This is a genomic window from Kitasatospora sp. NPDC053057, assembly GCF_044546945.1.
GTDB lineage: Bacteria > Actinomycetota > Actinomycetes > Streptomycetales > Streptomycetaceae > Kitasatospora.
In genome coordinates this window covers 1-16,679 of record NZ_JBITZP010000074.1, presented here as the reverse complement: position 1 = coordinate 16,679, position 16,679 = coordinate 1, and the positions used below count along the sequence as shown (strand labels likewise).

The following is a 16,679-nucleotide window of genomic DNA, read 5'->3' as shown; positions in this document are numbered from 1 at the left end:
CGTGTTGCACCGCGTTGCACCCCCGCGTTGCACCCCGCACCCACCACCCGGCCACCAGCCACCGGCCGCCGAGCACCACCACCAGGACCAGGCCGTCGAGAAGGCCGGCCTTTCTCGACGGCCACCACCGAGCAGCGGCCGCGGCCCCGCCCCCGCGCCCTGTCGCACCCACCTGTCGCGCCCAGACCACACACAGGGGAACAGGGGCATCCGCCCACGTCACACCACACGACAGCACCCCAACGCGACAGGCAACGCGACAGCACGCGCGACAGCACCCACACCACCCCCGACGACCACCAGAACAGCCTCCGAGGCGGCCTGACGGCCACCCAGCCGTCCAGCCGGAACGGCTGAACCCCGACAGTCCGGGACGGCGGCGCAGCAGCGGGCACGGCCACCAGCGAGGACGGAGGCCCCGGCCTGGACGGCGGGGCGGCACGGACGGCGGGGCGGCACGGCGGCGCAGCGCGGCCCAGACGGCGAGGCGGGGCCCGGACGGCGGGCCCGGGACGGCGGCGGCCCAGCAGGGGCGCAGCAGGCCCGGGACGACGGCGCAGCGAGGCAGGCACGGCCACCGGCGGGGACGGCGGCCCCGGCCCGGACGAAACCGAACACCAACCCCCGCCACTCACCCCCACCCCGCAAATCCGACCCAAATTCACACCACCACCCGACGCCCAATCCACCAAAACAACCAGACGGAATTACCAGCGGAATTCACCCCCAAATGAAGGCCCACAACACCCCACCGGCCCCCGAGCCACCCCACCCCACCCCCAACCCCCACCCATCCACCACACACAGTCACCAAAACCCAGACCACACCCACCCCCACCAGACCCGCCAACAGGCACAACCAAAGGTCCAGACAACACGCCCACCGAGGCCATTTCCCGCCCACCACAACCAACAGGTCACACCCGACGGCCCCTCGCCGGGTAGAACTTCGCGTGCAGCACGCGGTCCTCCCACCACGGGTCATCCGGGGCGGAGACCAGCGCGGTCACCAGCTCGCGCTTGGTCGGGACCGGCAGCACCAGCGGGCCCAAGTCCTTGACGGCGCGGTCCTGTTCGCACTGCGGGCACTCCAGCCGGTCCGGCCGGGCCTTCTCCCGAAGCTCCAGCTTCGAGCCCTCCTTCCCCCCGATCGAGCCCCGGCACGACCAGCACGGGCGCAGCGCGGCGTTGGCCGTGCGGGCGGCCTCCAGTTGTTCTTCGGCCTCCCGCTCCAGGCGTTCCTCGCGGTCCTGGTGGCAGGGCCAGCAGCGGCCGCCGGGGTGGCGGGTCCACTGGCGGCTGCCGTACACCCAGGTGCTCTCCTCCTCGGGGACGTCGCCGCAGTCGATGCAGACCAGGGAGTCCATCAGCTCTTGGTGGACCCGTTGCTGCTCGTCCTCGCGGGCGGCCTGGCGCAGGTCGTAGGCGGTGCGGTTGTTCGGGTTCTCCAGCGCCTCGATGAGGGAGTGCCGGCCCGAGCGGCCGAAGCGCCACCACACCGGCCCGAGCGGCCCGTGCTTGGCCAGCAGATCCAGGGTGGTCGCGATGATGGGCACGGCGTCGTCGTACTCGCGCCAGCCGTCGTCGTTGTAGTCGCGGACCTCTCTGCACCATCGGCCGCGCCAGCAGTCGGCGGACAGGTCCGCGACGGCTTGCTGCCGGTTGGCCAGCGCGAGGGGTCCGGCGTCGGTGACGACCAGGGCGACCGGCGGGTATCCGGCGCGGGTGTGGCCGGGCCAGGTGCGGCGCCACCAGTGCACCGTGTGGTCGGCCGGCTCGTGGTCGGAGCGGGCCGGGTCGTTGTCGCGGACCTTGGTGCGGAACAGCTCGCGGTAGCGGGGGAACTTGGCGGCGGCGTCGGCCGGGGCCATGGTGGAGCGGTCGACCTCGACCATCAGCACCGGCACCCCGATCTCCGGGGCCTGCCACACGCCGTCCGGGCGCACCTTGCGCTTGCCACCGGGGAGCAGGAACTCGGTCTCGGTCGACCAGGACCGCACCGTGCCGACCCCGCCCGCGGCCCCGGGCGCGCTGCCGCCCAGGACGAACGCGGCGATCGTCTCGTTGACCGCCATCGCATGCTGCGCACCCGAGCGACCCGCGCCCCGGGCGGTGCCGCCCATCTCCGAGCGGACCATCCCGAGCACGGCGGCGGCCGCGTCCAGCCCGGCCGCACCCTCCAGCCGCCACGTCTTGTGCCGGTTGCGGGTGTTGCCGTCGGAGGCGACCAGGCCGTGCAGCGCGAGATCGCGCAGCGCCTGCCGGATCACGGTGTTCGACGCCGCCTTGGGACGCAGCAGGCGCTGGAGCTGGTCGGCGGTGGCGACCTTGAGGACGCCGAGCGCGCCGAGGACGTCGGCGCGCAGCGCGGTGGTCGAGCCGTTGGGGTTGGCGGCGCCGCGCCGGTACGCGGTGCGGCCCGGCCGGGTCGGCGCGGCAGGTTCGACGGCGTCGGCCTGGTGGTCGTGGTCGGGGTGCTGACGGATGCTCACGGGCCTCTCCCGGTGGTTGTGGTCGGGTGTTGCCTTCGAGGGATATCCGGCGCTCCCGACAGCCGCCAAGCCCGTTGTCGGCCCGCGCGCCGCACCCTCTCCCACCACCCCTGATCCGGCCCCCGCCGCCACCCCCGACCAGCGAGCGGCCGGCACCAGCCGGACGCGAGAAAAGGAAAAGCCCACCGCAGGTGCAACAACCCGAACCGACCAACCGACAACGCCACAACCACAAACCAAAACCAAAAGCAGAAAGACGGGAGAAGAGGGTTGTCAGAATGCGGTGGCGGCCCGGATTCGGGCGCTGAGCTGGGCAAATTCGCCTCTCGGCCCCGAGGTGGCCGGTAGGGGCAGCGGAGGGGGAAACGGCAGGGGCAACGGAAGCGGTCCGGCAAACTCACCAGGGCCACCAAGGTATCGGTGAGTTTCCTTGATAGGCCATCAAGGAAACTCACCAGGCCACCTTGATGGCCATCCCAGCAGGTCAGAGGCGCGCCGGTCGGACCGACGGCGGGCCCGAGGTCGGGACCGGTTGGCGGACGGGATTACGGACCGCATTTCGGACCGGTTAGAACGCGGGATACCTTGATGGCAGGAGTTATCAGATCGTTATGAACTACCAACCTTGATGGTGAGAAATCCGGTGAGTTTCATGGGGTTCCATTCTCCGAGCACGGGATAAGCCCGCGCTTCGGACTGAGGGAGCACATTCGTGCACGGGGATCTGGAGACCGACCACGACGTTCTGGTCACGCTTCACCGCTTCACGCTGGCGACCGCCGAGCAGCTCCATCAGCTGCACGGCGGAGCAGCCGGAATCAAGCAGACCCAGAGGCGGCTGACCCGCCTGCACGTCGATGGCCTGGCCGATTTCGTGACCCTGCCGCAGGCCGGCCGGGCGAAGGCCTGGCACCTCACCGCCCAGGGCGCGGCGGTGGCGGCGACCTTCCCCGAGGCCCGTCGCCCGACCTTCCAGGCGCTGGACGGTGAGCAGCTCGCCGTGCGGCACGGGCGCGAGCACCTGCTCGACGTCGGCCGGATCCACGCCGCCTTCGTCGCCGACGCCCGGGCCCGGGGCGAGGACTGCGGCCCGCTCGACCTCCTCCCCGCCCCGGAGCTGCCGGTCAAGGGCGGAGGGGCGTACCGGCCCGCCGCCGAGCTCGCGTACACCGCCGGCACCGGCGAGGAGCGGCACCGGCTGCGGGCGTTCGTCGAACGGCATCGCCCCGGTGTCGGCGCCGAGGAGACCGCGGCGCAGCTGGCGGCCTGCGCCCGGGTGTGGGAGCAGGCGGGTGAGGACGGGGCAGGTCGGGCGTGGGAGCGGCGCTTTCGATCCTTCCCGCGGCTGCTGATCGTCCTAGTCGGCACCGCGGCCGCCGGGGTGCGCTCAGCGGTGGCGGACCTGCGCCTGGCCGCCGAGGAGAACCCCGCCGTCGCCGAGATGCTCACCGCCGTCCCGGCCGGCGCCGCCCGGATCGAGGACCTGCTCCAGCGCGGACCGGCCGCCACCATCTGGCACCCGCTCAGCAGCAACGGCCGGGCGTGCGGGTGGACCGAGCTGTAGGAGCCTCGATTCTGCACGCTCCACGGGGCATCTATGCAGGTCACGAGCCCTACTTGACGCCGTGAAGTCTCAGGACGCGGATCGCATCATTATCGTTGTTTCCGACGGCATGGGTCGACGCCGAAAAGGCGACGGCCCCCTGCGCCAACAGGGAGCCGTCTTCGCTAGGAACCGACGATCGAGTGGAGGCATCATCAGCACCATCTACGAGCCTACGGGCTTTCGGGCGACTAAGGAAACGTCATCCCCGCCGATCGGCCGCCGGGCGGAACGGTTGTGGCGCCAGGTTCGGCGCACCCTGATCATCGGATTCGCCAAGGGGGCGTCGACGGCAGCAGGCGGGGCTCTCGTGAGCGGTCTCGTCCTGTGGGCACAGCACCGCTGAGCGAGTTCCCGTCGGGAGCGTCTGGCATCAGCGATGGTGTCCGGCGCTCCCGGCACTCCCGAGCCGGCAGGGGGTGTTTAGGGGGGAGGGAACGTGCCAGCACCTCGTAAGGCTGTCGACCCGCTGGCCAGCCCTGGTGTGAAGCGGTTCGCTGCGTGTATGTCCGAGCTCGTCGCGAGCACCGGCTTGAGCGTCGGAGTGCTGGCACAGGAGGTCGGCATCCCACGTTCGTCCCTGTACGCGGTGATAGGCGGGCGGCGGATCCCGAACCTGTACTTCATGGACCAGCTACTTGAAGGGCTGATGCACAACAGCCAGTGGCCGGAGTCGAGGCTGATGGCCGGACTGCGACGCGCTCGCTCGTTGCACGAGCGCCTACACAGGAAGCTGCCGAAGCCCCGCCGGCCCGCCCGATCCGTCCGTGTCGGGGTTCTTCCCGAGCAGGCGGCCTTGGCGAAGGAATTCTCCGCGCTCCTGGACCAGCTGAGGCAGCGCCGCATCGATCCCGCGACATTCCGCTGGACTTCGGAAGGCTGGCTCCGCCGATATGCAACCGGAGACAACATCCCGTCGTGGTGGGCACTGGACACTCTGGAGACCGAGCTGACCGATCGCGGCATCAACGACGCGGTCGCCCTCATCGAACCGCTACATGATCTCGCAGACGCTGCACGAGCCGCGCGGGCGCGAGAACGCCGTTGGGCGCGAGTGGTTTCAGGGGGCTCTCCCTAACCCCGCCACGCCAGGCCTGCCCAGATCGAGTCCTGTTCCAGCCCTGCCCTCGCGCCGGCATGGCTCCGACTCAGCGGCCGGCTGCCGGGCCGCAGGAACGTGGGCGGGAGCGGGGTCAACGCCATTGGTAGGACGTGGGGGTCATCGCCGGGAACAGCAGCGGCCCGCCGGTCGCAGCGGTGTCGGGCCGGACGGCCTGGCCCAGGACAGCTGCGATGTCCGGGTACAGGTGGAGGCCGGCCGCGTCCACCACAGGCAGCCACACCAGAGGCGCCTGACCGGGGTCGTCCTGCTCGACCGCAGCAACGGCCTGCACCAGGTGGTCGGGCAGGTGGGCGACGTAGACCAGGTGCTGGCGCCGGAACGGCGTGGTCTCGCCCGGCCGCTCGGTCTCCTGGTCCTACACGAAGCGCAGCACCGGCGGCACGGGCAGCACCGCCAGGTCGAGGCCGAGCTCCTCGTGGAGCTCCCGTCGCAGCGCGTCGACCGGGTCTTCGCCGTCCTCGACCACACCGGCGGGCAGCGAGTGCTGGAGGCCGGCTTCCCGTTGGCGGCGGATCAGGCAGAGGCGGCCGTCGTGGACCAGGACTGCGCACACCCGCTCGGGGATCTGCGTGGTCACCGTCGGGTGGCCGGGTCGTCGGCGTCGTCGGGCAGGGTCGGCAGCGGCCAGGCCGGGTCCGGTGTCCAGGTGGGCCAGCCGGCGGCGAACGGTCCGGTGCGGTTGTCGAGCATGGCGATCGCCCGCCCTTGGGCCCGTTCGACCTGGTGGTGGAGGTAGTCGTCGATCAGGCCGAGGCGGCGCAGCTGGCTGTACTCGTCGCGGTCCTTCCAGTGGTGCCCCGACTGGTCTGGGGTGACGACGAGGTCCAGGCACAGGTCGAGGGTGTCGATGCCGTCGGCGTGGCGCTGGTAGGGCTTCTCGAAGTTGACGTACCAGCGCAGCGGCTCTTTCGTGACGGCGTCCTGGAAGCAGTGCACGGAGAACCACTCGCCGGCCAGGAAGTGGCTCAGCACCTCAGTGCCGGTCCACCGGTAGCGGCCCAGGGTCCAGGTGCCGGCTGCCAGGTCTTGGAGGCCCTGCTTGCGGGTGGTGTCGTCGCCGGTGCGCGTCGCGGTGATCCACGTCGTCGGGGCCAGGCTCTCGATCCCCGGCCAGGAGGCCAGGGTCAGCACGTGGCCGGTGTCGTCGATCACCCGCTGGGGCATCGCGGTCCACACGCGGTCGGCGTGGACGTCGCGGCGCACCACAGTGGTGCCGGGCTGGAACAGGTTGGTGTCGGTCACGGGGCAAGCCTTCCCGGCGACGGGGCCGGGGAGTCCGCTCGAAGGTGTGACGACCGGTCAGGGCTTGGGAAGGCCGTAGCGGCCGGCCGCCCAGGCGTTGGGTGGCTGCGGGGCCTCCAGGCGCTTGCGCAGCTCCTGGACGGCTCGCGCGAGTTCCTCGCGGTTGGTGGCGTCGACCGTGCCGTCCAGGAACGCCGAGACGTCAGCGAAGACGCCATCCGTGATCCGGCCCGCGCACAGCTGGACGCGCCGGTACGGGGCGAAGGCGTCGATCCCGATCCACCAGCCGTCCGCGTCGTGGGCGACGCGGAGCTGGGACGGCAGGTGTCCGAGGAGCACGCGGGCCTGGTCCTGCCAGCCGCACACGTCGATGATCCAGTCGGCCACCGGCTCCGGCCCGTATCGGATCGGCTGTGTCATCGGTCCACCCCTCCGCTTCGACAGTGCGCCGAGCCTATCCGGCCCGGCTGCCGGCCGGTCCGGAACAGCCGATCACTCCGGCAGTCCGGGCGGCCGCGTCTCGCTGGGGCGCAGCGCGACCATCGGCCCGGCCGGAATCACCTTGCGGTGCGGGGGAGCACCCAGCCGGGCGCGATGCCGCTGAGGCCTCGCTCGACGGCCAGGCGCAGGAGGGTGAGGGCGTCGGTGGGGTTGGTGGAGAGTAGGGGGAGGTTGTCGGCGGCGTCGGCGATGGGGTGGCCGTTGATGAGGGCGATCCAGGAGGTGTTGTCGTCGTAGACCTCGGTCCAGCCGAGGAGGCGGCCGCGGCGTTCGAGGGCCTGGATGTGCGGGGCGGTGGGCCAGGTGAGGTGGACCAGACCGTCACCGAGGGCGTAGTCGCGGTGTGCTTCGCCCAGGCCCCGGTCGGTGGGTGCGGTCCGGCCGGTGGTCTGGCCCAGGGTGAGGTGGGGCATCGGTACCGCGGGCGTGCGAACGGCGGTGGCCGGGGTACGGGGTGGAACGGCGTCGGCCAGGCGTCGGCTGGACTGGTGGAACACGTCCAGGGCGAGGTCGGCGGTGGCGAAGGTCTGCGGTCGGCCCAGGGCGCCCACGACGACCCGGCCGGGCTTGCCGGAGCCCTGGTGCTCGACGGCGATCCAGCCGCCGAGCCCCCACGGTCCCTGCGGCAGCAGCGTGGTCCAGCCGACCGGGACGCCGGCGCGCACCAGCAGCCGCGCACCGCCCGCCTGCGGGCTGTCCCAGGTGGCCAGCTGCCAGCCCTGCCCGAAGGTGATGCTGAGGTCGTGGTGCCGGTCCGGCCGACCGAAGCGGGTGAGCGGGTCGGCGACCGCGCTGCGCAACGCGGCGTGCTCGTCCGTTCGGGCCGCGGCGGCGCCGGTTTCGTCCCGGGGCGTTTTCGGAGCCGGCGGATCGGCTGGCGCGCCGGAGTCCTTTTCGCCCCGGTGCGCTTCACCGCCGCCGGGGAGCGGGCTGGACGGGGCCGGGAAATCGCCCCGGTCCGTATTCGGGGCGGGGTCGGGGTCGGGCAGGTCCCATTCCTCCCGGATACGCGCCGCGGTGCGCGCGTCGGCGTCCAGGCCGGGCCAGCGGACCTGATCCCGCACCTCCCGGGCGCTGGTGATCAGCAGCGAGGCGAGGCCGTGGACTCTGCGGGCGAGCTCCGCGTGGGCAGCGAGCGGGTCGTCGTCAACGGCGGCCAGGAAGGCCTCGGCCCGGTTGCGGATCGCGTCGGCGGCGCCGAGCATCCGCTGCCGCTCGACCGACAGGCCGCTCGCGGGCCGCTTATCCCCGGCCCTCTCCCCCGACGCCGCCTCGGCACTGTCGGACGTGGCCGGGCCGGGCAGCGCGGCCGCGGCCCGGGCCTTGACCCGCGCCCGGTCGGCGCGGCTCTTGCAGGCCTGCGAGCAGTAGACCGGGCGCCGGCCCCGGCCGGTGCGCGGCGGCAGCGGCTTCTCACAACCCGGCCCCTCGCACCGCGAGCCCTCGGCCTGGCCGCCATCCAGATCGAACAGCGCCACCTCGCCACCATTTCGCCCCGGTTCGCTTTGCATGGCGTGATCGTAGCCAGGCGCGGCAACCGAATTTCGAACCGGGGCGACTTTCCACGGATGTCGCCTCACAGGTCAACGCCACAATTTCGCACCGCGCCCCGAAAAAACCCCGCTGCCCGCCTGCCCGCACGTTTGTCCCGCCCCGCGCACCCCGCCCGGCGCGGTCGTCCCCGCACCGCACCGTGCGCAGCCCAGTTGTCCCCGTTGCGCGGCCGGTTGTCCCCCCGCTGCGCATGCGCAACGGCCGACTGCTGCGCAGCCCTGCGCCGTCGTGTAGCAAGGGGCGCCCTGCTGCACCGTGCAGCAGGGCGCCCGAGGCCTGCGGCGGGGTGGGTGCGATCCCGTTCGCACCCGCCGGGACCTGGGGTAGGGAGATCGCGTCGCATCCGGTGTACGGCGGACCACCGGCGCACTGCGATGGCCGTCGCAGTCGCACCCGTGGACCCGCGACGCGCTGCAACAGAGTGCAGCGGGCTGGGGTGTAGCAAGGGCCGCCTTGCTACATCCGCAGCAGCAGCGGTCCGCCGTGCAGCAAGGCGACCCTTGCTACACGGCTGCTACCCGTGACCGGTCGGGGCCGTAGCCGGTTGCCCCGGTATGACGCTCTCCCAGCCGCCCGCCCGCCGCCCCGACGACGAGGCCGACGACGACTGGGAGGAGCAGCGGCAGCGCGCCGCCCTGGTCCAGGCGGCCGCTGCCGGGGAGAAGGCGGCCTCGTGGGTGCGCCGTCTGGCCCTGCGTCAGCGCGAACAGTGCCAGCGCCGGGCCCTGGACGCTTTCGCCGACACCGTGCAGCGGGTCATGGCCGAGATCGACACGGTCGGCGACGGTGAGGTGAGCACCGAGATCCGCCACCGCCTGGACGCCTACGTGCTCATCGGCGACGCCGGCGCCAAGGCCCTGCCCGAGCTGAGCACCAGCGAGCGGTTGGCCCTGCTCGCGGTCGGCTCCATCGCCTGCACCGCGCCCGGCACCGTCCTGGGCGATCTCTCCGACCACCTGCCGGTGCTGTGCGGCGCCCTTGACGCGGCACTCGCCTCCGCCCGACCCCCGCGCCGGCCGAAGCCGGACACCAGGCTCCCCGCGCAAACGCCCGAAACGGACCCGACCCGCTGAGCCGTTCCAGTTCCAGCCCTCGACAGCCACCCCGAACGCCCGAGGCGGTCCCAGCCGGTCAAGCCCTTCGTATTCCGCGAGCCGCCGACACCGGCACAGTCGGCCCCGTCGAAGGCGTACCCGAACGCGGGCCGCGCCGCCGCCCGGCCTGTGCTGCCTGACATGGCGCCAAGGCCGCACCGCAGCCGGGAGAATGGTCGGATGACCAGCCCGTCGCTGCCGCCTCGCGGCCTCAACTCCCTGATCCCCATCTCCCGGGCCACCACTCCCAGCGAACGGGCCGCCGCCCAACTGCTCCACCTACGCGAGGCATCCCTGCCGGTGCCGGTCATCGCGGCCGCCGCCGAGCTGATCGCCGAGCGCCTGGACGACCCGGACCCCGTCGCCCGGGACGTCGCCGCCGCCGTCCACGCCCGCCTGCTCGCCGCCATCGAAGGCACCGCACCCGACCGGTAACCAGCCGCAGTCACAGCTCTGTCCCAGCTCCCCCGCGAAGCGCTCCCACCAGGCGAAATGAGGTGGGACAGAGGACAGTCCCAGATCCGTCCCAGCAAAACGCCTGAAACGGACACCCTGAGACACGGGTAGGACAGGGTTAGGGCAGCCTGTGCCATCCCCGGAGTCGTGCGGTGCGAGGTGCAGCCCGGCCGGTCCCGGGGAAGCAGGGGGGGGTGTTCCCCGGGACCGGCCGGTGGGAGGTCAGCAACGCCGGGGGGCCTGGGCGCGGCTGCTCTGCTCGGCGGCCCGGTGGTGCTGTGGTGGGGCCGCCGTGCCGGGAATGTTAGGCCTCGGACGCCGGGGTGAGAAGTGTTCTGACCTGGGATTTTTCGGCCGCGAACATGCCATCCGCAGAGCACGGCTCCACCAGTGGACCGGGTACGTCAAAGGGGGTGTGCTCCGGCGGCCGGTGCGCCACGATGACGCGATGGACGACACCCAGGCGATCGTCGACTTCCTGCGCGACAAGTACCGCCACCACATCGAGACCTGCGAAAGCATCCACAACGCGGTGATCACCGGCCGCATCCCCGCCTTCGACGGCGACCGCCGCACACACGCCGACATCACCCTGCAGTCCGTGCACGAGGCCCAGTCGATGCTGGAGCTGTTCGAGACCACCATCGTGGCCCACCTCGGCACCGCCGGACCCATGGGCGCCATCGCCGAGCAGCAGCTGCACATCCTCGCCCGGCCGTTCCTGTAGCCTCGGCCGACGCGTTCTCCCCGCCGACCACGGGAATGAGCCGGACATGGACGAGGACCAGGAGCAGGCCGGCCCGGTCGACGCGGCGCGCGCCCGGGAACTGACCGAGCAGCTGCGCACCGCGATCGAGGACGTCCGCGCCGCCGTCCGGGTCCTCGCCCGCCGGGTCCGCGCCGCCCACCAGGCCCGCGTGTGGACCGTCCTCGAGTACCCCTCCTGGTCTGCGTACGCACTCGCCGAGTTCGGGATCGGCCGCTCGACGGCCTACCGGCTGCTCGACCTGGCGGCCGTCGCCGAGGCGATCGAGGGCGCCGTACGGGCCGAGCTCGGGGTGTCCCACGCGTTTTTCCAGCCAGGGGCGTCCCTGGAGGGGCTGTGACCTGGGCAAGAACATAGCGAACATGTCCGGGACGTGGTTGCGGACTCGCCGTGACTCACTCGATCAGGTCTCCCTGGGCGACGGTTGTCCGTCTTCGAGCAGTTGGGCTTCGAGGTCGGCGATGCGCTTGTCGGCGAAACGGATGTTGTCACGGGCCGCAGCCAGCCGGTCAGTCGCTCGCCGGTTCTCCTGCTCCAGTTCGCGGACACGCCTTTTGAGAATGGAGTTCTCAGTGGTGATCCGCACGATGTCGTCTTCGGTCCATTCCGTCTGCAAGTCGCGGACTTGGCCGAGGAGTTCGGCGATCTGTGCACGCTGGTTCAGGACTTCGTCCTGGGTCACCTTGAGTGCGTCCTCGGTGTTCAGGGCCCGTTCCCGCCAGGAGGCTTCGCGTTCTGCGAGGTCGTCGTGGCGCTCCTGGATCCGGCGGCCAGCTGCCCGGCGGGTTCCTTCCTCCACCAGCGTCCGGGCCTGTGGGTGTTCGTAGAGGAAGGTGCGGGAGACGTCCGCGTGCCGGGCGACGGCCGAGACCGTGATGGGGATCTTGGTGTTCTCCATGTGAACGACCGCGTCCTTGATCCGGCGGAGGCTGTCCTCGGTCCGCTGCCGGCGGGCCTTGAGTGCCTGTGCTGTGCGCGGGGCAGGAAGCGCCTGGGTCATTCGGAGTCCTCCGATGGCTGGTCTGGGTCGTCGTCTTGTTCTTCTGCGGCGAGGTCGGAAGCGCGAAACACGATGCTCCACAGCCGCTGGAAGTAGTCCTGTGGGCGCCGCAGGTCCATGGCGAGCGCCTCGTCGAGCAGGCCGATTGCTGCGAGCGCCTTCTCCAGGCCGTCGATGGCTTGGGACGTCGGCTCGAAGACTTGGTGCAGGTAGTCGGCGGTGGCGTCGTCCGGGGCCCGCTCCGCGAGCGATCTCCATTGCTCGCGTTTCCGGCGCCAGTAGAGAAGGTCGGCGCCGGACATGACGAACTTGTCGCACCCTTCGCAGTTCAGCTCCCAAGGGCAGGCGTCGCCGCGAACGACCGGCTGGAAAGTGCAGAGCCCGCCCTCGGCGGGGGTGCTGCGACGGGATAGATCAATCGCCATCGCGCGGGCGGCCTCGCGGCTCATGCCCTGGCCGGGCGAGGCGAGGAGCTTGCCCGGGTGTGCGGAGCCCGGGCCGGCGACCCAGACGTGATGCAGTACGTCCTCGATCTCGGAGGAGGCGACTCGTAATGGTGGAGTCGGGTATTGAAACCGTCCGAATGCCTGGGCCTGGACCTCGGGTGGGGCGCTCAACGCTGGTCTGGCCTCTGGTCGGTGGTGGTTTCTGATGGGGAGAGCGCGGTGCTGTCGTCAGGTAGCTGGTGTGCTTTGCGTTGCTCGGTAGCGCGATGGTGGTGTCCCGTAGCGGCTGACGAATGCTTGACGGAGCGTTTCAGCGGTTCCGAAGCCGCATCGTGCGGCCACGCTCGCCACGGGTATTGAGCTGGAAGTCAGGAGGTGAGCGGCGGCTTCGGTGCGTGCGTCCCGGACGAATCGGCCTGGTGCCTTTCCAAGGTGGTCGATAAACAGGCGGGTCAGGTGGCGTTCGCTCACCCCCGCCTCGGCTGCCAGTGCGGTTGCGGTCAGGTCGCCGGCCAAGTGGCTGGCGATGTGGTCGACGGCTCGCTTGACCAGGCTGTTCGTGGGTACTGGGGTGGCTGTGAACATGCTCATCTGTGCCTGGTTGCCTGGCCGTTGCAGATAGGTGACCAGGCCGCGGGCCACTGCGCGCGCGAGCTCCGCGTCGTGGTCCTCCTCGATGAAGGCCAGGGTGAGGTCCAGGGCGCTGGTGACGCCCGCCGCGGTGGACACGCTTCCGTCACGGATGTAGATCGGAGCGGGGTCCACGATGATCTCTGGGTAGGCGGAGGCCAACTGCTCGGCATACCGCCAGTGAGTCGTGGCGCGTTTGCCGTTGAGCAGACCAGCGGCAGCCAGGACGGTCGCCCCCGTACAGACCGAGGCCACTCGGCGGCTCTCCCTGGCCAGGCGGCGGACATGGCCGACGATCCGCGGGTTGTCTGCTGCGGCCTCGTGGCCGAACCCTCCCGAGACGATCAGCGTGTCTAGCGGCCCCCTCAGCCGCTCCAGGGATCGCTGGCCCTGCAGCGTCAGCCCCGAGTCGCAGGTGATCGCACGGCCTCCCGGGGTGGCCACGCTCACGGCATAGGCGGGGCTGACTCCGAGCCGGTTGGCGGTGTTCAAGCTTGTCGTCACGCAAGCGATGTCCAGCAACTCGGCCTCGTCGTATCCGACGAGGACCACCACTCGTTCCTCCATGACCAGGACCATATGGCGGAATGACGTGTATCCCAAGAATTCCGACCTGGTCGCTGTCTGCCCTTGGCGCTCCCATGGCCTGGGGCCGAAGGTGACGGCATGACCAAGACACTCGCCTTCGTGCTCTATCCCGGCATCACCCCGCTCGACCTGGTGGGGCCGCTCCAGGTGCTGTCGGCGCTGGCCCAGGTCGATCCGTCGTTCGAGGTAGTCGTCGTCGGCCAGGATCTCGGCCCCCTGGACACCGACACTCCACTGAAGCTGACGCCGAGCCACACGTTCGACCAGGTCCCCGAGCCCTTCGCACTGGTCGTGCCCGGCGGGACCGAGCCGACCCTGGCCGCCCTGGCCAACGAGCCTCTGCTGAGTTGGATCCGCCGGGCCGCGCGGACGGCTGAGGTCGTCGGCTCGGTGTGCACCGGCTCACTGATCCTGGGTGCCGCTGGCCTGCTCGATGGTTGTCAGGCCACCACTCACTGGGGCTTCCGTGACCTGCTGGCCAAGTTTGGCGCGACGCCCGTCGCCGAGCGCTGGGTCGAGGCCGGTCCGGTGATCACCGCCGCGGGAGTGTCGGCCGGTATCGACATGGCCCTCCACCTGGTTGAACGCCTCGCAGGTGAGCAGACCGCCCGTACTGTCCAGCTCTTCATCGAGTACGACCCGCAGCCACCTCTGGGCAGCATCGACTGGCGGTCCGCCGACCTCGACTTCTTCAGGCCCCATGCCCAGGCCATGGTGGAATCGGCCCTGGCAGACCATCCCGCGCTCCTGGCCCGCCTGACAACCTGAGCATCGCCGCGGCGGCGAAGGCCCCCGCCCGGTGCCTTACCACGTTGAACCCGAAAGCACGACTAATTGGGCGCGGACGGTCGCGCGGCCACCCCGGTGCAGGTCGAGCGTGGCGTCAGCCCAGGGTTCGTGAACTCCTGCCCCTCGTAGATGCCATGGAGCGGGTCATCACACGTTGGGATGCACTTCGCGATTCGTGCTGTTGGCCCGTCGGCTGACGTCGGCGGCGTAGGCGGCCCAGTCGCCGGCGGATGCCTTCTGCCACTGGACGGCGACTTGGATGTGGATGCCGAGCATGCGGGCCAGGATCGCGGCCGGGACTTCTTCGGCGAGGGCGAACAGGGCCGTGGAGCGGGCCTGGCCTGGTTGGATTCCGACGGCGATCAGCCGTAGGCCGAGACGGTCGGCGCTGATGTGTTGGCCTGGGAGTTGACCTGGGAACAGCCAGGGCGTCTGGTCGGCGTGTCCGATCACTGTGTAGGGGCGGCGTGTTGCGATCAGGTCGAGGACCAATGCGGCGAGCGGTTCGGGCAGGACGGTCGGGGAGGTTCCCAGCTGGATCGAAACCTGGCCGTTCTCCTCTGTGACCTGATCGACGGTGAGGGTGCTGATCGTGCTGAGCCGTTGGGCGTAGAAGAGCAGGAGTAGTCCGGCGACCCGGTCGGCCGTGCTCAGTGTGGCGTCGTGGAGGAGCCTGCGGGCGTCGTCCCACCGGCCTTCGGAGTCGTGGGGGCCGACCGGGCCCTGCCAGCGCTCGGCGCCGAAGGTCAGCCCCTTTGCCAGCCGGTTCTTGGTCGCCCAGCGGATGAAGTGGCCGGTCTGGTCCCAGTAGCTGAGGTCTTCGCGCACTTTCCACTGGTCCAGGTCGGGCTGCGTGCAGGTCGCGAGGGTCAGCCCGCTGCCGGACAGCCAGTCCAGGAAGTTGACGGCGGCGGTGATGTGGCTGCGGACGTTCGCCATCTGCAGGTGGGTGGCGTGGCCTGCGCCGAGGCGTCGTCGCAGGCGTCTGAGGTGGTGCCAGACCGCGTAGTTGTGCAGCATCGCCCGTTCTTCGTGATCGTCACGCGATGCGATGGTCCGGGATGTCCAGCGTTCGAGTTTGACGAGTCGCTCGTCGCGGTCGGGCAGTATGCCTCCTGCAACGAGAACGGCCCGCAGATGGTCGAGGGTCTTGCCGGCCGTGAGCTCGTCGAGGACGTCGTGGGTCACCGCACGCTGGTCGGCTGCGATCTCCTTCAGCAGCCGGGCAACGGCCGGGCGCGACAGCCAGGCGACCGCGGTGACCGGCCGGTCGATGCCGATCAACGCGGCGTGCAGCGGGGCCAGTTCGTGGCGAACGGCCCCGTCGGGACCGGCGAACACCTCGTCGGCGCGCTGGGTGAGAGTGCAGCGGTGGCAGGGTCGGTGTGCGCTGGTCTGCCAGGTGGTTTTGCAGGTCGGGCAGCGTTCCCAGCAGCCTGGGTCGGGGTTGAGGCACTTCGCGCAGAGCGGTGCCTTGCGTGTGCCGCCGCGGATCGAGGCGATGGTGTGGCAGCCGCTGCAACGGGCCCACCAGGATTGGCACCGGTCACACCACGGTTCGCCGGTGGCGGCGGAGATCTCGCAGAGCGTCGACCGCCCGCAGATCCCGCAGGTCGCGGCGGTGCGAGGTCGGCAATGATCGCACCAGGGACCGTCCGCGGTGCGGGCCGCGACCCGACGTCGGCGCCCGCAACCGCGACAGTCTTCGAGGTTGATCGGATCGTTGCTGAGGCAGTTCGGACACAGTGGGCGGCCCTCGGCATCGCGGGTCGCCGGTTCACGGACCGCTTCGCAACCGGCGCAGGGCACCGCCCGGTGGTGAGCGAAGCAGGTCCGGCAGACCCGCTGCCCATCCAGCAGCTTGGACAGTGCCACGGGCCGACCGCAGCGCGGGCACGGAGGTCGCGTGATGTTACTCGCGCCCGCCGCGAGGAGTTCGTCAATGAAGCGCAGGATCGCCGGGGTGGGGGCGTCGCTGCCCGCGCCGGTCAGCAGAGAGGGCTGGTTGACGATCGCCCAGGCCAGCCGACGCTGCCCGGCCGGGCGGACCGTCGCTCGGCCCAGTGCGGCCATGACGTCGGTCGCCTCGAAGCCCGGGGAGGGTCGGCCCGAGCGGGCCAGTCGGCGGGTGGCCGGGATGCTCGCGGCCCACCAGGCCATCGCCTCGGCGCTGTCGATGCGGGTCTCGTAATCGCGGGCCAGGCGCCGGGCCCGGAGCAGCCAGGAGAAGGACCGTTCCACGATCCACCTGCGGGGCAACACGACGAACCCGGTGGCGTCGTCGCTGCGCTTGACGACGGTGTCGGGGTACGAGTTCATCTGCAGAGCGGAGTACAAGCTCGCATGCAGAGGTCGGCGTGAGGGTGCTTGACATCTGATGATCTGTTGTTCAACG

General features: G+C 70.9%; 17 protein-coding genes and 1 pseudogene. 7 read left to right on the top strand and 11 right to left on the bottom strand.

Features of this window, described 5'->3' with window-relative positions; genetic code table 11:
- Positions 1–917: 917 nt before the first annotated feature.
- Positions 918–2,492: a replication-relaxation family protein gene (locus ACIG5E_RS37855; RefSeq protein ID WP_396541591.1), complete on the bottom strand. Its 1,575-nt coding sequence runs from the start codon at positions 2,490–2,492 to the stop codon at positions 918–920.
- Between the two features lie 712 nt (positions 2,493–3,204).
- Here ACIG5E_RS37855 and ACIG5E_RS37850 point away from each other — a divergent pair.
- Both ACIG5E_RS37850 and ACIG5E_RS37845 read left to right on the top strand, forming a co-directional pair.
- Positions 3,205–4,056 (top strand): replication-relaxation family protein, encoded by an 852-nt coding sequence (locus ACIG5E_RS37850; RefSeq protein WP_396541589.1) that lies wholly within the window; start codon positions 3,205–3,207, stop codon positions 4,054–4,056.
- A 544-nt stretch (positions 4,057–4,600) separates the two neighbouring features.
- Positions 4,601–5,173 (top strand): hypothetical protein, encoded by a 573-nt coding sequence (locus ACIG5E_RS37845; RefSeq protein WP_396541587.1) that lies wholly within the window; start codon positions 4,601–4,603, stop codon positions 5,171–5,173.
- Between the two features lie 115 nt (positions 5,174–5,288).
- Here the strand turns inward: ACIG5E_RS37845 and ACIG5E_RS37840 are convergent, their stop codons facing one another.
- The 5 genes from ACIG5E_RS37840 to ACIG5E_RS37820 form a co-directional block, all read right to left on the bottom strand.
- Positions 5,289–5,489 (bottom strand): hypothetical protein, encoded by a 201-nt coding sequence (locus tag ACIG5E_RS37840; RefSeq protein WP_396541585.1) that lies wholly within the window; start codon positions 5,487–5,489, stop codon positions 5,289–5,291.
- Between the two features lie 84 nt (positions 5,490–5,573).
- A complete protein-coding gene (locus tag ACIG5E_RS37835) occupies positions 5,574–5,795 on the bottom strand; it encodes an NUDIX domain-containing protein (RefSeq protein ID WP_396541583.1) in 222 nt (73 codons plus the stop codon).
- Positions 5,792–6,460, bottom strand: a complete 669-nt coding sequence (locus ACIG5E_RS37830) for a DUF402 domain-containing protein (RefSeq protein ID WP_396541581.1) — start codon at positions 6,458–6,460, stop codon at positions 5,792–5,794. The genes ACIG5E_RS37835 and ACIG5E_RS37830 overlap by 4 nt, the downstream gene beginning before the upstream one ends.
- A gap of 57 nt (positions 6,461–6,517) precedes the next feature.
- The gene (locus ACIG5E_RS37825) at positions 6,518–6,880 is read right to left on the bottom strand and encodes a hypothetical protein (protein WP_396541579.1); all 363 of its coding nucleotides are present in this window, start codon (positions 6,878–6,880) and stop codon (positions 6,518–6,520) included.
- A 137-nt stretch (positions 6,881–7,017) separates the two neighbouring features.
- Positions 7,018–8,472 carry a hypothetical protein gene (locus ACIG5E_RS37820; RefSeq protein WP_396541577.1) on the bottom strand — a complete coding sequence of 485 codons (1,455 nt, stop codon included), beginning with the start codon at positions 8,470–8,472 and terminating at the stop codon, positions 7,018–7,020.
- A 597-nt stretch (positions 8,473–9,069) separates the two neighbouring features.
- On the opposite strand from ACIG5E_RS37820, the gene ACIG5E_RS37815 reads away from it, so the two are divergent.
- From ACIG5E_RS37815 to ACIG5E_RS37800, 4 genes are all read left to right on the top strand, one after another.
- Positions 9,070–9,588 (top strand): hypothetical protein, encoded by a 519-nt coding sequence (locus tag ACIG5E_RS37815; protein ID WP_396541575.1) that lies wholly within the window; start codon positions 9,070–9,072, stop codon positions 9,586–9,588.
- A gap of 201 nt (positions 9,589–9,789) precedes the next feature.
- Positions 9,790–10,044, top strand: coding sequence for a hypothetical protein (locus tag ACIG5E_RS37810; protein WP_355211509.1), 255 nt, complete (start codon positions 9,790–9,792; stop codon positions 10,042–10,044).
- A 469-nt stretch (positions 10,045–10,513) separates the two neighbouring features.
- A complete protein-coding gene (locus ACIG5E_RS37805) occupies positions 10,514–10,792 on the top strand; it encodes a hypothetical protein (RefSeq protein ID WP_396541572.1) in 279 nt (92 codons plus the stop codon).
- 46 nt (positions 10,793–10,838) lie between these two features.
- Positions 10,839–11,171, top strand: coding sequence for a hypothetical protein (locus ACIG5E_RS37800; protein ID WP_396541570.1), 333 nt, complete (start codon positions 10,839–10,841; stop codon positions 11,169–11,171).
- Positions 11,172–11,234: 63 nt separating this feature from the next.
- Here ACIG5E_RS37800 and ACIG5E_RS37795 read toward each other — a convergent pair whose 3' ends face one another.
- The 3 genes from ACIG5E_RS37795 to ACIG5E_RS37785 are packed head-to-tail and all read right to left on the bottom strand — an operon-like array spanning position 11,235 to position 13,474.
- The gene (locus tag ACIG5E_RS37795; RefSeq protein ID WP_396541568.1) at positions 11,235–11,831 is read right to left on the bottom strand and encodes a DUF6262 family protein; all 597 of its coding nucleotides are present in this window, start codon (positions 11,829–11,831) and stop codon (positions 11,235–11,237) included.
- The gene (locus ACIG5E_RS37790; protein WP_396541566.1) at positions 11,828–12,448 is read right to left on the bottom strand and encodes a hypothetical protein; all 621 of its coding nucleotides are present in this window, start codon (positions 12,446–12,448) and stop codon (positions 11,828–11,830) included. The genes ACIG5E_RS37795 and ACIG5E_RS37790 overlap by 4 nt, the downstream gene beginning before the upstream one ends.
- A 57-nt stretch (positions 12,449–12,505) precedes the next feature.
- Complete coding sequence (locus tag ACIG5E_RS37785; protein WP_396541564.1) at positions 12,506–13,474, bottom strand: GlxA family transcriptional regulator; 969 nt, start codon at positions 13,472–13,474, stop codon at positions 12,506–12,508.
- Positions 13,475–13,573: 99 nt separating this feature from the next.
- On the opposite strand from ACIG5E_RS37785, the gene ACIG5E_RS37780 reads away from it, so the two are divergent.
- A complete protein-coding gene (locus ACIG5E_RS37780) occupies positions 13,574–14,263 on the top strand; it encodes a DJ-1/PfpI family protein (protein WP_396541562.1) in 690 nt (229 codons plus the stop codon).
- Between the two features lie 168 nt (positions 14,264–14,431).
- Here ACIG5E_RS37780 and ACIG5E_RS37775 read toward each other — a convergent pair whose 3' ends face one another.
- Both ACIG5E_RS37775 and ACIG5E_RS37770 read right to left on the bottom strand, forming a co-directional pair.
- A complete protein-coding gene (locus tag ACIG5E_RS37775) occupies positions 14,432–16,357 on the bottom strand; it encodes a site-specific integrase (RefSeq protein ID WP_396541593.1) in 1,926 nt (641 codons plus the stop codon).
- A 39-nt stretch (positions 16,358–16,396) separates the two neighbouring features.
- A pseudogene (locus ACIG5E_RS37770) lies at positions 16,397–16,582 on the bottom strand (transposase); the annotation flags it as partial.
- Positions 16,583–16,679: the final 97 nt, after the last annotated feature.

Coding starts and splice junctions, on each gene's coding strand:
- ACIG5E_RS37785 (WP_396541564.1), bottom strand. CDS start 13,474: ATGGAGGAACGAGTGGTGGTCCTCGTCGGATACGACGAGGCCGAGTTG.
- ACIG5E_RS37775 (WP_396541593.1), bottom strand. CDS start 16,357: ATGGCCGCACTGGGCCGAGCGACGGTCCGCCCGGCCGGGCAGCGTCGG.
- ACIG5E_RS37795 (WP_396541568.1), bottom strand. CDS start 11,831: ATGACCCAGGCGCTTCCTGCCCCGCGCACAGCACAGGCACTCAAGGCC.
- ACIG5E_RS37845 (WP_396541587.1), top strand. CDS start 4,601: ATGTCCGAGCTCGTCGCGAGCACCGGCTTGAGCGTCGGAGTGCTGGCA.
- ACIG5E_RS37820 (WP_396541577.1), bottom strand. CDS start 8,472: ATGCAAAGCGAACCGGGGCGAAATGGTGGCGAGGTGGCGCTGTTCGAT.
- ACIG5E_RS37825 (WP_396541579.1), bottom strand. CDS start 6,880: ATGACACAGCCGATCCGATACGGGCCGGAGCCGGTGGCCGACTGGATC.
- ACIG5E_RS37810 (WP_355211509.1), top strand. CDS start 9,790: ATGACCAGCCCGTCGCTGCCGCCTCGCGGCCTCAACTCCCTGATCCCC.
- ACIG5E_RS37805 (WP_396541572.1), top strand. CDS start 10,514: ATGGACGACACCCAGGCGATCGTCGACTTCCTGCGCGACAAGTACCGC.
- ACIG5E_RS37780 (WP_396541562.1), top strand. CDS start 13,574: ATGACCAAGACACTCGCCTTCGTGCTCTATCCCGGCATCACCCCGCTC.
- ACIG5E_RS37800 (WP_396541570.1), top strand. CDS start 10,839: ATGGACGAGGACCAGGAGCAGGCCGGCCCGGTCGACGCGGCGCGCGCC.
- ACIG5E_RS37815 (WP_396541575.1), top strand. CDS start 9,070: ATGACGCTCTCCCAGCCGCCCGCCCGCCGCCCCGACGACGAGGCCGAC.